11 protein-coding genes are annotated in these 14717 nt (G+C 71.7%); 1 reads left to right on the plus strand and 10 read right to left on the minus strand.

The features are described 5' to 3' along the window. Positions 1–7: 7 nt before the first annotated feature. The 9 genes from Athai_RS30265 to Athai_RS30305 form a co-directional block, all read right to left on the minus strand. Positions 8–583, minus strand: coding sequence for a hypothetical protein (locus Athai_RS30265; RefSeq protein WP_203964639.1), 576 nt, complete (start codon positions 581–583; stop codon positions 8–10). A 210-nt stretch (positions 584–793) separates the two neighbouring features. Next, positions 794–2230 (minus strand): polysaccharide lyase 6 family protein, encoded by a 1437-nt coding sequence (locus Athai_RS30270; protein WP_203964640.1) that lies wholly within the window; start codon positions 2228–2230, stop codon positions 794–796. After that, the gene (locus Athai_RS30275; protein ID WP_203966458.1) at positions 2230–3201 is read right to left on the minus strand and encodes an acetylxylan esterase; all 972 of its coding nucleotides are present in this window, start codon (positions 3199–3201) and stop codon (positions 2230–2232) included. The genes Athai_RS30270 and Athai_RS30275 overlap by 1 nt, the downstream gene beginning before the upstream one ends. A gap of 14 nt (positions 3202–3215) precedes the next feature. After that, positions 3216–5600 carry a polysaccharide lyase 8 family protein gene (locus Athai_RS30280; protein ID WP_203964641.1) on the minus strand — a complete coding sequence of 795 codons (2385 nt, stop codon included), beginning with the start codon at positions 5598–5600 and terminating at the stop codon, positions 3216–3218. A gap of 16 nt (positions 5601–5616) precedes the next feature. Further along, on the minus strand, positions 5617–6900 hold the full coding sequence (locus Athai_RS30285; RefSeq protein WP_203964642.1) for an SGNH/GDSL hydrolase family protein: 1284 nt from the start codon (positions 6898–6900) through the stop codon (positions 5617–5619). Then, entirely contained in the window at positions 6893–7948 is a 1056-nt protein-coding gene (locus Athai_RS30290) for a right-handed parallel beta-helix repeat-containing protein (protein ID WP_203964643.1), read from the minus strand. The genes Athai_RS30285 and Athai_RS30290 overlap by 8 nt, the downstream gene beginning before the upstream one ends. Positions 7949–8022: 74 nt before the next feature. Next, on the minus strand, positions 8023–8955 hold the full coding sequence (locus Athai_RS30295; RefSeq protein ID WP_239157267.1) for a carbohydrate ABC transporter permease: 933 nt from the start codon (positions 8953–8955) through the stop codon (positions 8023–8025). Next, positions 8942–9892, minus strand: a complete 951-nt coding sequence (locus Athai_RS30300; protein ID WP_203966462.1) for a carbohydrate ABC transporter permease — start codon at positions 9890–9892, stop codon at positions 8942–8944. Before Athai_RS30300 ends, Athai_RS30295 begins: the two co-directional genes overlap by 14 nt. Positions 9893–9998: 106 nt before the next feature. After that, positions 9999–11291: an extracellular solute-binding protein gene (locus Athai_RS30305; RefSeq protein ID WP_203964644.1), complete on the minus strand. Its 1293-nt coding sequence runs from the start codon at positions 11289–11291 to the stop codon at positions 9999–10001. Positions 11292–11774: 483 nt separating this feature from the next. Here Athai_RS30305 and Athai_RS30310 point away from each other — a divergent pair, with 483 nt between their 5' ends. Next, on the plus strand, positions 11775–13211 hold the full coding sequence (locus Athai_RS30310) for a carotenoid oxygenase family protein (protein WP_203964645.1): 1437 nt from the start codon (positions 11775–11777) through the stop codon (positions 13209–13211). Between the two features lie 215 nt (positions 13212–13426). Here the strand turns inward: Athai_RS30310 and Athai_RS30315 are convergent, their stop codons facing one another. Next, on the minus strand, positions 13427–14662 hold the full coding sequence (locus Athai_RS30315) for an arginine deiminase (RefSeq protein WP_239157268.1): 1236 nt from the start codon (positions 14660–14662) through the stop codon (positions 13427–13429). Between the last annotated feature and the right edge of the window lie 55 nt (positions 14663–14717).

Below are 14717 nucleotides of genomic sequence, written 5' to 3' on the forward strand. Positions count from 1 at the left end.
CATCCGACTACCGCGGCTCGACGAGACCGTGCCGCCGTGCCGGGCCGGCGGCGGCGCCGGTCGGCCGCGGAGCGCGCGCCAGCAGCAGGGTGGCGACGGCCAGCAGCACCAGGATCACGGCGGCGACGGCCGCCACCGCCGGCAGGTACCAGCCGGGGAACAGGATGCGCAGCGCCTGCTCGGGCCGCAGGCCGGGCAGCCCGCGCCGTCCGGCGGCCGCCGCGACGGCGCCGTGCCGGGCGACCGCGACGACGGCGATCGCGCCCACCTGGCCCGCCGCGAGCACGGTGGCCACGATCCGGGCGAGCAGCCGGGCCGGCCGCCACTGGCGCCACACCAGGACCGCAGCCGGCAGCAGCGCGAGCGTCGCGAGGCCGAGCAGCGCGGTGTAGCCGGCGGCCCCGACCGCGAGATCGCGGACGCCGGTCAGGTGCAGGCCCGGCAGCATCGCCGGCGGCAGCGCCCGGCTCAGCTGCCGGACCCCGTGGTCGACGTGCCGCCACGCCAGGGGCGCGACCGCCACCTCCAGCAGCCCGAGCGGTACCGCGGCGAGCAGCAGCGCACCGCCCGCCCACTGCCGCACCGCGGCTCCTTTCCGGTCGCCGCCGGCGGTCGCGACGAGACCGCCGGCTTCGAACATCGCCGGCCGGCTGCCGGCGCTGGATCGGCCTGGTGGGCCACCGTACCGGGTGACGCGGTCGCGTCGGGGAAAGGATCGGTGAACGGCCGGTGGCCTTCGGGGTGCGCCGCCCGGCCCGGCCCCGGCTGACAGGCCTCGGGTCGGGTCCGGTGGCTACCAGGACGTACCGACGTCCGCCGCGGTGAGCGGGTGCCGCAGTACCGGCGCGGTGGACAGTTCGTCGGCGCCGACATCCGGCTGGGTGTCGCGCGGCTGACCGTCCACGTCGTCGGTGACGTACCGGAAGGAGCCGGTCGCGGCGTCGACGGCGGGGCTGTCGGCGGTCAGGTGCGCGATCTCGCCGGCACGGTCCAGCTTCGGATCGGCCACCCGGATCTGGTCGGCGGGCAGCTCCAACCCGACCGTGGCCGAGCCGGTCGGGTAGGCGATGTTGCCCAGGTAGGTCTGGCCGGTCGGCTGTTTCACCTCGTCGTAGAGCTTGCCGGTGGAGCCGACGACGAGGTTGTCCGCGACCACGCTGTCCACCGGCGGGTACGTGTAGTTCGCGCCGGTCTCGATGTTGGACACGTTGTCGACGAACGTGTTGTGCGTGACGACGGCGCGCTCCACCTGCCAGTGTTCGGCCCACAGGCTCGGGTCGCCGTGGTCGGAGTCGGCGGTGATCGAACCGCCGTCGATCTGCACCGCCGCGGTGAAGCCGGATCCGGTCAGGCCGGCGAAGTAGTTGTTCCAGACCCGCTGGTCCTCGCCGTACAGCCGGATGCCGCCGGTGCCGGCCTTGCCGGCGCCGAGGAACACGTTGCCGTAGAACGAGTTCCGGTCACCGCGGCGGGCGGACAGCACCCCGGCCGAGCGCCGGAACGTGTTGTAGCGCACGGTGTTGTCGCTCGACTTGACCGAGACGATCTCGGCGTCGCCGTCGCAGTCGGTGAACAGGTTGTCCTCGATGGTCGCGTGGGCGCTCGACTCCGAGAGGCTGCTGACGCCGAGCCGGATCGCCTCGCCACCGTTCGCCGTCTGCGGTGTCTCGTCGGCGAACAGGTTGTGGTCGATCCGGTCGTACTGCGAGATCTGCGACTGTCCACCATAGACGGTGACGTAGTTGCCCAGCACCGTCTTGTGCTCGAACGTGTTGTGGTCGATCCGGTTGTGCCCGCTGTTCTCCCCGTTGATCAGCACCCAGTGGGTGCCGGACGCGGTGTGCAGCCGGAAGTGGTTGTCGGTCAGCCGCACGTGCTGCGACGCGTGCACCTTCAGCGTGTTCGCGTTGGCCCAGTCCAGCCCCCGCACCAGCACGTACGCCGAGTCCTGGATCTCCAGCTGGCCGCCGGTGATCCGGGCCTGCCCCGGGTGCGCGGATCGGATCGTGACCGGTGCGTCCGCCGTACCGACCTTGCCGGACAGCTTGCCGATCGTGTAGTCGCCGTCGGCCAGCACGATCGTCGTTCCGGCGGTCGCCGCGGCCATCGCCGAGGCGAGCCCGGCCGAGTCGGACACCGCGACCTCGGTTCGCCGGCCGGCGGACGCCGGGGTCGACCAGGCCAGCGCGCATCCGGCCGCGACCACCGCGGCCAGCACTCGTCTGCGCATCACTGCTCCGCCTCCGGTACGCCGAGGGTGTCGTGCAGGGCGGCCAGCTTGCGCGGCACGTCGTACGCGGCGCCGCCCTCGTGGCCGTTGTAGGTGAAGACCTCGATCTGCTTCGGCCCGGCGTACCGGTGATAGGCGGCGAACACGGTGGACGGCGGGCAGATGTTGTCCATCAGCCCGACCGAGAACCAGGCCGGCGCGGTCGCCCGCGCGGCGAAGTTGACCGCGTCGAAGTAGGCCAGGGTGCCGAGCACGTCGTCCGCGGCGAACCGGTGCCCCTTCAGGAACCGCGCGATCTCCGCGTACGGCCCGCTGTCGGTGATCTGCGAGGCCCGCCGGTAGTGGCAGAGGAACGGTACGTCGGCGATCGCCGCGACGAGGTCGTCCCGGAGCCCGGCGACGGCCAGGGCCAGCCCGCCGCCCTGGCTGCCACCGAGCACCGCGATCCGGTCGGCGGCCACGTCCGGGGACGCCTTCGCGGCATCGACCGCCCGGACGGCGTCGGTGATCAGCCGCCGGTAGTAGTGCTTGCCGGGATCCTCCACGCCGCGGGTGAGGAAGCCGGGTGACGAGGACCCGTGCCCGTCCGGCGCGACGTCCGCCGTGTCGGCGGTCGTCTTGCCGCCACCACCCTGCCCCCGGTTGTCCATCACCAGGTGCGCGTAGCCGGCCGCCGTCCAGGTCAGCCACTCGTACGGGGTGCCCCGGCCGCCGTTGTACCCGATGTACTGCACGACCGCCGGGAGCGGCCCGCGCCGGTGCCGGGGCAGCAGCAGCCACGCCTTCACCGGCTGCCCGCCCCATCCCGGGAACGTCACGTCCTGCACCTGCACCGTGTTCAGGCCGGCGTCGTACGGCTCGAAGGTCACCGGTCCCGGGCCGGCCCCGTCGAGCGTCTGCTTCCAGAACGCGTCGAAGTCGGCGGGTTCCGCGGGCTCCGGCCGGTACTCCCGGAGCCGCTCCAGCGGCATGTCGACCAGCACGCTCAGCCCTCCTCGAACTCGACGGTCGCGGTCGCGCCGGGGGTACGGGCGGTGGTGTCGACCACCACCCGTACCCCGCCCGGCCGGGCCGTCACCTGCACCCCGTCGGCCGCGGACACGAGCCGCCGAGCCCCGTCCAGCTCGACGGTCACCGTGCCCCGCAGCTGCGTCGGGTCGGCCACCGCGAGGGTGCTGCCGGAGCCGCGCCGTACCAGCACCGCCGAGCACGCGCCGTCGGCGGTGAGCAGCCCGGTGCGGCCCGCGGCGAAGAAGTTCGCCGCCAGCAGGCCCGGCCCGCGCACCGCGTGCACCGTGTCGGTGCTCGCCGTCACCTCGACCGGCGGTGTCGACGCCCAGCGGGCGGTCGTCGCGGCGGACGCCATCGGCAGCTGCACGTACCGGTAGCAGCCGGCGGTCGGCGCCACCCCGTGGTCCTGCCACAGCGTCTGGTAGGTCCTCGTCACCGGGGTGTCCGTGCCGTACTTGAGGTTGATCTCTCGCCAGGTGTGGGTTCGCTGCTCGCGCAGCGCGTGCAGCGTGGGCCGGTCGGGGAAGACGTACCCGCCGGTGCCGGCCAGGTGGCACCAGGAGACGCGCGCCAGCGTGCCGGTGCCGCCGTGCGCCGCACCGTCCACGGTGAACTGCACCGCCGGATCGGTGAGCTTCCGGTTCTCCACGATCGTCTCGACCGTCGCGGCACCACCGGTGATCCCGCTGCCCACGCAGACGATCGCGTCGTCGACGAAGAACCAGCTCTTGTACGCCCGGAGGGTGGAGCCCACGCCGCGCAGGTCCATCCCGTATCCGGCGAGGGTGTGTCTCGGTACGACCGCGCCGCCGACCCAGTCGGCGGCGGACACGGTGCGCTGCTCGGCCGAGTCGGCCAGCCGGGTGCTGTCCACCGTGATGCCTGCCAGCCGGTACGGATCGACGGTCGGCCAGTAGTCGCCGCTGTAGTGGCCGAGATCGTCGGTGTAGAGCAGCACCATGCCGTCGGACAGGTGCCAGCCGTGCAGGTTCTCGCGCTGGATCGACTCGTAGTCGTAGATCCGGCTGGAGTAGGCGCTCACCGAGTAGGAGAACGTCGGCCGCCGGTGCACCGCCTTGTCCATCTGCGGGTACTGCTTGTGCCGCACCGGCCGGGGGTCCGCGGTGACCGCGGAGGCCAGTACCGACCGGGCGGCCACCAGCGAGGAGATGTCCGTGACGGTCAGGAAGTCACGGTAGGTGTCCTCGGTGATCCACCGCTTGGCCAGCGCGGTCAGGTGCGTCGCGGTGTCCGCGGGCGCGGCCGGCGCCAGCCGCAGCGTCGCCTCGATCACGGTCTGCGCCGGAACGTGCCCCTGTTTGCTCGGCCGGGCGATCTCCCGGCCGCAGACCGACTGCACCACGTCGCCCCGGATCAGCAGCGGGTCGAACGCGTTGTCCACCCACGCGTACACGTTGCCGGCGTCCGGATCGGTGACCTGCCAGTCGCTGTTCCCGATCAGGTGCAGCAGCTTGGACAGCGTGTTGAGCAGTTCCTTGCCGTACCCACCGTTGTACGGGTGCTTCCAGTGCTGCAGGTAGGAGCCGTCGGCGTAGAAGCCCTCGCCGGTGCCGTTCCCGCCGTCCGCGTAGGCGAAGATCGAGTTGGCGCCGCCGCCCTCCACGTCGGACAGCGCGTCCCGGACCCGCAGCAGCGCGTCGGTGTCGCCGTCCAGGACGGCGCGGATCGCGACGACGGTGGCGATCCAGACCCGGTTGGCGCCGGTGGCGATCTGCCGGTCGACCCGCCACAGGTTCGGGTCCGGGGTGTAGAAGTCGACGGCCCCGGTCAGCCGGGCCAGCCGCTCGGTGCCGAGCACGTCGTACAGCAGCACCATCGTGTTGTTGAGCTGGGTCGGCGCCCCGATCTCCCAGTCCCAGTCGTTGTCGTAGCGGGCCAGCGCCGGGCTGTACCGGTTGTCGGACATCCAGTCGAGGGCGCCGAGGATGGCGTCGGCGACGGTCTGGTCGGCGTGGTGGGCGGTACCGACCGTGGCCCAGGAGTTCGCGATCTGCGCGATCCGGGAGAAGTTCGCGGTCACGTCGTGCGAGGCGGTCGGGCTCGCCAGGTCGGCCCACAGCGCGGTACGGTCCGCGCTGGTGTCCAGGGTGGACAGTGCCGAGGTGGCTGCCCGCTCGATCCGGCGGACGGCGACGGCGATGTCCGGGTCGGTCGGATCGAGGTCGGTACCGCCGGTCAGCTGGTCGAACCAGCGTTGCCGGAGCGCGTCGGTGGGTTTCGCGGGCGGGGTGTCGGCGGACGCGAGGCTGGGCAGGCCGGCGAGGCCGGCGACCGCGCCGACGCCGACGGCACCCAGCAGGGTCCGGCGCGCCACCCGGGCGCCAGAGTGGAGGGACATGGCAGTTCCTTTCGGGTCACGAACGGAACACGGCGCGGACCGGGACGGCGGCGGCGAGCGCGCCCGCACCGGCAGCGTTGGGATGCAGCCCGTCTGGGCTGGCGTAGTCCGGCCGCAGCCGGGTCGGCCGATCCGGGTCGCGCACCGCCGCGTCGAAGTCGACCAGCGCGTCGAAGATCCGGCCGCGGCGCAGCTCGGCGTTGACCGCCCGCCGCACCGCCTCGCGCGCCGGGGTGTAGCGCAGCCAGCCCTCGAAGGGGGTGATCGTGGCGCCGACCACCCGCAACCCGCGGGCCCGTGCGCGCAACGCCAGCTGCCGGTGCCCGGCGAGGATCGCCGCCGGATCGGACTGCTGCGGCGGCTGCTGGATGTCGTTGATACCGATGAACACCAGCACGGTGTCCACCCCGGACAGTCCGGCCACGTCCCGGTCGAACCGCCGCTGCGCGCTGGGCCCGAACCGGTCGTCGTCCAGCAGTACCCGGTTTCCGCTGATGCCAAGGTTCGCCACCGCGACGCCCGGCATCCGCGCGGCGAGCTGGTCGGGCCAGCGCAGGTTGGCGTCGTTCGGGGTACCGACGCCTTCGGTGATCGAGTCGCCCAGGATCGCCAGCCCGCGGGCGGCACCGGTGACCTCCACCGCGGTCAGCAGGAACACCGAGGACGTCGTCGTCGGGTACGCGGTGGCGCCGTCGCCGGTGTGCGCACCGGCCACCGACACGTAGCTCGTGGCGTGGATGTTGCGGTGGAACGCCACCGGCCCGGTCGGCCCGGGCAGGTAGGCGCTGACGACCAGGTCTCCGCCCGCCCGGACCGGCAGCTCGATCGGGTCGGACAGCACCTCGGCGCCGGCCACGAGCATGCTGTCCGGTTCACCGCCGAACGTCACCGGGCGCAGGCTCGCCGGATCGACCGCCGCGCTCGGGCCCGCGGTACCGGCCGGGCGCCGTGCCACCGTCACCGGCCCGACCGCGACGACCCGGTCGCTGAACGGGTTCGCGAACCGGAGTCGGAGCTGTCGGCCGCCGGCCGACATCCGGAGCACCGCGCGCACCGTCCGGTCGGTGAACCCGCCGAGGGCGAGCGTGTCGGCGGCGGTCGGCGCACTCTGCGCCGTGTACCAGCTCGGCGCCCACCGGTGCGAGCGGGCCGGGGTGGCGTCCGCCCCGGTGGTACCGGCCAGCGTCGCGGCGCCCGCGCCGAGGATCGCCGCAGCGCCCCCCTGGAGCAGTTGCCGGCGCCCGGTTGTCGGCCCCGGCTGCCGGGCGGCGCCGCGGCTACTCGCTGCGCGCTCAGCCATGGCGCACCGCCCGGCTCGGGCAGGCCGCCGTCGGGTCGAACTGGTCGGCGTAGCTGCCGACCGCGTTGCCGGCCGCGTTGCCCGACATCGTGTTGCCGCAGACCTTGCCCTGCGGGGCGACGAGGAACTTGATCCCGCCGGCGTCGTTGCCGGTGATCGTGTTGAGGTAGACGTCGTTGCCGGTGCCGTTCGGGGTGCCGTCGGGTTCCGCTGTGCCGCCCAACCGGACACCGGCGCTCAGGTTCGTGTCGACCGTGTTCTTCCGGATGATGTTTCCGTTGCCGTGCAGGTCGATCGCGCCGGATCCGGCCTCCGCGACCCCGGTGCAGGTGTTGTTCTCGACGATGTTGCCGGTCGAGTGCTCCTTGATGTCGACGCACTCGCTGCCGCCGTCGGTGTCGATCGCGTTGCCGTGGATCCAGTTGCCGTTGCTGGCGTCGGTGATCCCGAGTGACTGCTGGTGGCTGAGCGCCGAGCCGACGTAGATGCCCTCACCGTTGATGTAGCCGGTGTCCGGGTCCGGGCCGTACCGGCCGCAACCGGTGATGTGGTTGTCGCCGACCTCGGAGTTCTGCGACGAGTCGATCAGGTGCACGCACTCGCCACCGGCGTTGGTCAGGTGCATGTTCGTGATGGTCAGGTCGTCGGCGCCGTCGGCGTAGATCAGCTTGTTGCGGTAGTTGCCGCCGTTGGTGCCGTCGATGGTGAAGCCGGTCAGCGTCGTCTGGTGGTGGTTGATCTGGAACACGTGCGAGGAGCCGCCGCCGGTCAGCACCGCGTCGGTCGGCCCGGTCACCGTGACGTCGGTGTACCTCGTCACCGCGTCCTGGGCGTAGTGCCCGGATGCGAGGTGCACGGTGCTGCCGGGGCCGGCGACGTCGAGCGCGTGCTGGACGGTCGCGAACGGGGCGGCCGAGGTGCCGGCTGCCGCGTCGCTGCCGCCGGGCGCGACGTACCAGTCGGCCGCGGTGGCGCCGGCCGGGCTGGCCGGGAACAGGGCCGCTACCGCGACGGCGGCGGCCACGAGGGAAAGGTGCGCAGGTTTCACCGGAACCTCCTGGGGGTGGGAGGAGTGCGGGGTGGTGCGCGTGCGTGGGCGGCCGGCTGCCGCCCGCGGTCGTGCTACTTGATGCCGGTGGTGGCGAGGCCCTGGACGAAGTACCGCTGCCCGGCCACGAACAGCAGCACCATCGGCAAGGTGGCGAGCGTCGTGCCGGCCATCAGGAACTGCCACTGGGTGTGGTTCTCGGTCTGGAACACCGAGAGCCCGACCTGGATGACGCGCAGGCTGTCCTTCTGCGTCACCAGCAGCGGCCACAGGAAGTTGTTCCAGGACTCCTGGAACGTCAGCAGCGCCACCGTGGTCAGCGCCGGCTTCACCAGCGGGGTCATGATCCGCGCGTAGATGCCGAACTCGCCGACGCCGTCCAGCCGCGCCGCCTCCTCCAGCTCCACCGGCAGATCCAGGTAGAACTGCCGGAACAGGAACACCGCGAACGGGGTGATGGCGCCCGGGATGATCAGCGCCCACCAGGTGTTGAGCCAGCCGGTACCGCCCTGGCCGAGGATGTCGTTGCCGCCGGCCAGCGGCATGAACCGGACGATCAGGAACTCCGGCAGGATCTTCGTGTACGTCGGGATCATCAGCGCGGCCACGAAGGCGGCGAAGAACAGCGAGCGACCCCGGTACGGCAGCCGGGCGAGCGAGTAGCCGGCCATCGAGGCGAACACCACGTTCAGCACGGTGTGTCCGACCGCGATGATGAAGCTGTTGCGCGCGTACACGGCGAACGGCGCCGCCTTGAACGCGTCGAGGTAGTTGTGGAACTCCCACGTCCTCGGCAGGATGTGCGGGTGCGCCGAGGCGATGTCCGCCGGCGTCTTCAGCGACGTCAGCACCATCCAGGCGAACGGCGCGATCATCACCACGCCGATCACCGCCAGCGCCAGGTAGAGCAGGGTCCGGCCGGTGATCCGGCCGGCGGTGGGCCGCGGCCGGCCGGTGCGGCGATCGGTGCGGCCGGGTGTCCCGGCGATCCGTTCAGCGGTGGCCATCGGTGCCCCCGATCATCCGGCGGTTCAGGATCGTCAGCACGATCAGGAAGGCGAACAGCACCAGCGACTCGGCGCAGGCGTAGCCCATCCGGAACTCGCGGAACGCCGACTTGTACACCTCGTAGGTCATCATCGTGGTGGTGTTGGCCGGGCCGCCGTCGGTCAGGATGTAGATCTGGTCGAACGACTGGAACGCGCCGATCACCGAGGTGACGAAGACGAAGAAGGTGGCGGGGCGCAGCAGCGGCAGGGTGATCGTGAAGAACTGCCGCACCTTCGAGGCGCCGTCGACGCTGGCCGCCTCGTACAGGTCGGCCGGCAGGTTCTGCAGCGCGGCAAGGTAGATGAGCATCTTCAGCCCGATGCCCTGCCAGATGCCGACCACGATCACCGCCGGCATCGCCCAGGTGGTCGACGACAGCCAGTTGACGCCGCTGAAGCCGAGGAACGACAGCACCGCGTTGGCGAGCCCACCCTGCGGGTTGTAGATCCACAGCCAGACGAGCGCCACCGCGATCGTCGCGGTCACCTGCGGCAGGAACACCGCGGTGCGAAACAGCGACCGGCCGCGCAGCCGCCCGTTCAGCAACACCGCGATCAGCAGCGCGATCGCCATCGCCACCGGGACGGTGAAGAACGCGTACACCAGCGTGTTGACCATCGAGCGGCGGAACACCGCGTCACCGGCGATGTCGACGAAGTTCCCCAGGCCGATGAACTTCGGCGGCGTGAGCACGTCGTACGAGGTGAAGCTGAGCACGATCGCCGCGGCCAGCGGCACCCCGGTCCACAGCAGCATGTGCAGCAGCGAGGGCGCCACCATCAGGTAGCCGGCCCGGCGCCGCCCGCGCGACGAGGCCGCGCCGCGCCGCTTCGCCGCGCCGGTGCGACCCGCGCCGGCACGCTCGGTACCGGTCGAGGACCGCGCGGGGGTCATCACCACGGTGGCACCCTTCCTGCCCGTCGAGTCGCCTCGACCGTGACTGTCCACTGAGTACGGACCGGTCTGCCGCCCCGGGCCGTGTGCCGGGCGACGCCGTCGCTCAGAGCCGGCCGATCGCCGACTTCGCGACATCGGTCAGGTCACCGATCGCCTGCTTGGCGGTGCGCTGGCCGACGATCGCGGTCTGCAGGGTCGGCTTGACCTTCTCCCGGATCTCCATCCAGGCCGGCGTACCCCCCTCGGACACCGACTTGTCCAAGTTGGACAGTGCGAAGTCGACCAGCTTGTTCTGCTTGACGTAGGACGAGTCCCGCAGGCTCGCGACGCTCGGTACGGTGCCCCGCTGCTGCGCGGCCGGGAGCACGTTCGCCGGGGTGGCCAGGAACTCCACCAGCGCCTGCGCCGCGGCCCGGTGCTGGCTGCGGGACGACACGCAGGCCAGGGTGCCGCCCTGCAGCATGGCCTCCTGCTTGTTGCGCATGACGAACACGCCGATCTTGTCGTCCGCGATCAGCTCGGGGCTCTGCTGCTGCATGTTCATCCACAACGCCGTGTCGCTCATCATGATCGACGAGCGGCCCTGCTGGATGGTGGCCGGCTGGCCCGCCGCCGGGACGAAGGACGGGTCCGCGGACCGGTCCTTGATCACGTCCAGGAACAGCTGCAGCGCACCGATCCCGGCCTCGTCGTCGAACAGCACCTTGCGGCCGGAGTCGTCGAACATCGACCCGCCGTTGGCGAACAGGAAGTTCTCCCAGCACTGCCGGAGGTCGATGGAGAACGGGTCGAAGCCGGCGCGCACCAGCTTGCCGTTCTTGTGCTGCGCCAGCTCCTTGGCATAGCCGCGCAGCTCGGTCCAGTCCTTCGGCGGGCTGGTGAGCCCGGCCTTGGCGAAGTGGTCCTTGCGGTACACCACCAGGCGGGCGTCGAGCACGACCGGCAGCGCGTACAGCTTGCCGTCGTACTTGGACGGGGCCAGCACCCGCTCCTGGTAGTCGTACTTGGTGCCGGCGCTGGCGGGCAGCGGCGCGAGCACCTTCTTGTACGCGAACGGGGGAACCCAGCCGACGCCGATCATCAGCACGTCGGGCAGCAGGCCGCCGGCGAGACCGGTGGTGATCTTCTCGTTCAGCGAGCCGTAGTCGGTGTAGTCGACCTTGACGTTGACCTTCGGATGCTTCTTGGTGAACTGCTTCAGCAGCTTGCCTTCGAGCAACTGCTTGCCGGTCGCGCCCTGGTACATCGGGGTGAGGACGGTGATGTCACCTTCGACCGGCCCGGTGGCGCTCGCCGTGGTGCCGCCCGTGGAGCAGCCGGCGAGTGCGCCGGAGGACGCCAGCCCGAGGGCGCCGAGACCGGCACCGGCCAGCAGCGATCTGCGACTCAGAGCCATCTGAAGTACCTCTTCGCTGTGGGAGATGTCGGGGTACGTCGTCGGCACCGGCGCGGCCGACGGCCGCGGCGCTCGTTCACCGACGCGTTACAGCGGTGAAACTCGTGTATCGATTCACCGATGCTAGGTGGACGATGTTCGGCAGTCAACAGGTGATTCTCAGCGTCTTGCCGGTGCGCTGAGGCGAGATGAGTGGTGTACCGATAAATCGGTGCACTGGAGCGACGGGGCGACGACCGACTCCCCGCCCGCCATCGCCACCCCGGCCGACAACTCGTCGCCACCCCGGCCGGTACCCCGTCGCCACCCCGGCCGGTACCCCGTCGCCACCCCGGCCAGTGCCTCGTCGCCACCACGGCCGACAACTCGTCGCCACTCCGGCCGGCACCTCGTCGCTACCCCGGCTTGTTCATTCCAGTATTGACATGTCGACTCTTGAGCTTCTAGCTTTGACATGTCGATGGCGAGATATTGGAGGCGGCCATGACCGACACCGCATACCTGGAGGGCCTGCTCGCTCCCGTCCCGGACGAGATCGACGCGGTCGACCTGCCGATCCGCGGCACCCTGCCGCCCGAACTGACCGGCCGGTACTTCCGGAACGGGCCGAACCCGCTGCCCGGCCAGGACCCCGGCCACTGGTTCGCCGGCGCCGGCATGGTGCACGGCGTCCGGCTACGCGACGGCCGCGCCGAGTGGTACCGCAACCGCTGGGTGCGCACCGCGAGCCTCGCCGGCCGGCCGTTCGTCTCCGAACGCGGCGTCGATCTCGCCGCGGTACCGGCCAACACCAGCGTCATCCGGCACGCCGACAGGATCCTCGCGCTCGTCGAGGCCGGCCTGCCTTACGAGCTGACTCCGGAGCTGGACACGGTCGGGCCGGTGGACTTCGGTGGCCGGCTGAAGACCGCGTTCACCGCGCACCCCAAGCTCGACCCGGCCACCGGCGACCTGCACGTCTTCGGCTACGGCGCGCTGCCTCCGTACCTGACCTACCACCGGCTCACGGCCGCCGGCGAACTGGTCGACACGCGGGTGATCGACGTACCCGGGCCGACGATGCTGCACGACTTCGCGATCACCGAACACCACGCGATCTGGCTCGACCTGCCGGTGGTGTTCGACGTGAACCTGCTCGGTCGCGGCATGCCGTACCAGTGGAGCGACGGGTACGGCGCGCGACTCGGCGTGATGCCGCTCGGCGGCGGGCCGGTGCGCTGGGTCGAGATCGACCCGTGCTACGTCTTCCACGTCGGCAACGCGGCCGAGGACGCCGCCGGCAACGTCGTCCTCGACGCCGTGCGGTACACGCCGGGGTCGTTCCTGGCCGCGTGGTCCGGTATCGGCGGCGCGACCGCCGGCAGCGAGGCAGCCCATGCCGGCGGCGGGACCGCCCAGCCGGCCGGCCGCGGATCCGGCCGGGCCGGCGGTGCGGCCGGCCAGGCTCCCGGCGGGGCCGGCCGGGCTCGCGGCGATGCCGGCCGGGCGGCGGGTGGCGTGGTCGCCAGCGACGCGGCGATCGGAGCCAGCCTGTACCGCTGGGTCATCGATCCGGTCGCCGGCACCGTGTCCGAGCAGCAGCTGGACGACCGCCGGGTCGAGTTCCCCACCATCAACGACGCGCTCGTCGGCCGGCCGAGCCGGTACCGGTACACGGTCGGCGACACCGAGATCGTCAAGTACGACACGGTGTCCGGTGCCGCCATCGCGCTCGACGTGGCCGGGCGGCCGGGCGAGGCGGAGTTCGTCCCCGCCGTGGACGGTGCCGGCGAGGACGAGGGCTGGCTGCTGTCGATCGTCTCCACCCCGGGCGGTTCGGAGCTGCGCTGCCTGGACGCGCACGATCTCACCGAGGTCGGCGCGGTGCTGCTGCCCCGCCGGGTACCGGCCGGGTTCCACGGCGCCTGGCTGCCCGACTGACCCGCACCCGGCACGCCGCCGTACGCACCGTTGTCCACAGGCTTGGGTCGACACTCCTCGTTGTCCACAGCCGTGGTCGGTTGATCATGGTGTTATCTGGCCTGGATAGCGCTTTCCGTCCGGATAACACCATGATCAACGAGGGCCGAGGATGAGTTGTCCACGGCTATCCACAGGACTGCGCGACTGTCCACCGCGTTGTCCACAGGGTTCGATCAGTTATCCACAGGGTCGCGGTGGATAGGACAGGACATGCATCGGGGGCCACCGCGGCCCGAACCCAGCTCCGACCCGGCGATCCGGATCACCTCGATACCGGCATCCGCGAGCCGGGCGTTCGTCTCCGTGTTCCGCTCGTACGCGACGCACAGCCGCGGCGCGATCGCCAGCGTGTTGTTCCCGTCGTCCCACTGCTCGCGCTCCGCGGTCACCGGGTCCAGCCCGGTGTCGATCAGCCGCAGCGTGTCGATGCCCATCGCCTTCGCCGCCGCCGGCAGGAACGGCTCCGGCCCGGCCACCGCCACCTCGTCCGGCCCGGCCTCGGTCACCGAGTACGCGGCGAGCCGGTCGGCCACGTTCGGGTACATCACGACCGCGTCGACGTCGACCATCGTGCAGACCGTGTCCAGGTGCATCGTCGCCCGGTCCTGCGCGATCGGTACCGCCAGCACGGTGTGCGCGAGGCCCCGGTCGAAGCAGCGCCGGGCCAGCCGCTCGGCCCCCGCCGGGGTGGTGCGCTCGCCGACCCCGACGGCGATCACGCCCGGCGCGAGCAGCAGCACGTCACCGCCCTCGACGTGCTCCAGGTTCGGCTGGTACAGCAGCGGGGTGCCGGCGAAGCGCGGGTGATGCCGGTAGATGGCCCGGGTGATCGTGGTCTCCCGGGACCGCGCCGGCATGGTCAGGCTGGTGACCGCGACGTGGTCACCGACCCAGGCGCTCGAATCGCGGGTGAACAGCAGGTTCGGCAGCGGGTCGATGACGAACTCGTGCCGGTCCATCAGCGCGTACACCAGGCCGCCGCCGGTACGCAGCTCCTCGTGCGCCAGGCCCGCGGTCAGCACCGTGGCCAGCGCCTCCGGCGTCTGGTCCGCCAGGTAGTCGGCCACCCGGCGGCGCAGCGTGTCGCCGAGCCGCTGATCGGCGAGTACCGCCTCGGTCAGCTCGGCCCGCGCGTCCGGCACCGCCAGCGTCTCGGCGAGCAGTTCGGCCAGGTAGAGCACCTCGACACCGCGTCCGGTCAGCGCCGCGGCGAACGCGTCGTGCTCGTCCCTGGCCCGCTCCACCCACGGGATCCCGTCGAACAGCAGCGAGTCGTTGTTGCGCGGGGTCAGCCGAGCGAGTTCCGGGCCGGGCCGGTGCAGCAGCACCGTACGCAGCCGCCCCACCTCGGTGTCCACTCGATGCGTGCGGTCGGGCACCGCGCTGTGCCCGGTCGATGGCTTCGTCACGCCCCCGAGCCTAGAGGTCGGTGCGGGAGGACGTCGGCTGGCCGGCGAGGCCAGC

Source organism: Actinocatenispora thailandica, assembly GCF_016865425.1.
Classification (GTDB): domain Bacteria; phylum Actinomycetota; class Actinomycetes; order Mycobacteriales; family Micromonosporaceae; genus Actinocatenispora; species Actinocatenispora thailandica.

Coding starts and splice junctions, on each gene's coding strand:
- Athai_RS30285 (WP_203964642.1), bottom strand. CDS start 6,900: ATGGCTGAGCGCGCAGCGAGTAGCCGCGGCGCCGCCCGGCAGCCGGGG.
- Athai_RS30295 (WP_239157267.1), bottom strand. CDS start 8,955: ATGGCCACCGCTGAACGGATCGCCGGGACACCCGGCCGCACCGATCGC.
- Athai_RS30275 (WP_203966458.1), bottom strand. CDS start 3,201: ATGCCGCTGGAGCGGCTCCGGGAGTACCGGCCGGAGCCCGCGGAACCC.
- Athai_RS30270 (WP_203964640.1), bottom strand. CDS start 2,230: ATGCGCAGACGAGTGCTGGCCGCGGTGGTCGCGGCCGGATGCGCGCTG.
- Athai_RS30310 (WP_203964645.1), top strand. CDS start 11,775: ATGACCGACACCGCATACCTGGAGGGCCTGCTCGCTCCCGTCCCGGAC.
- Athai_RS30280 (WP_203964641.1), bottom strand. CDS start 5,600: ATGTCCCTCCACTCTGGCGCCCGGGTGGCGCGCCGGACCCTGCTGGGT.
- Athai_RS30305 (WP_203964644.1), bottom strand. CDS start 11,291: ATGGCTCTGAGTCGCAGATCGCTGCTGGCCGGTGCCGGTCTCGGCGCC.
- Athai_RS30300 (WP_203966462.1), bottom strand. CDS start 9,892: ATGACCCCCGCGCGGTCCTCGACCGGTACCGAGCGTGCCGGCGCGGGT.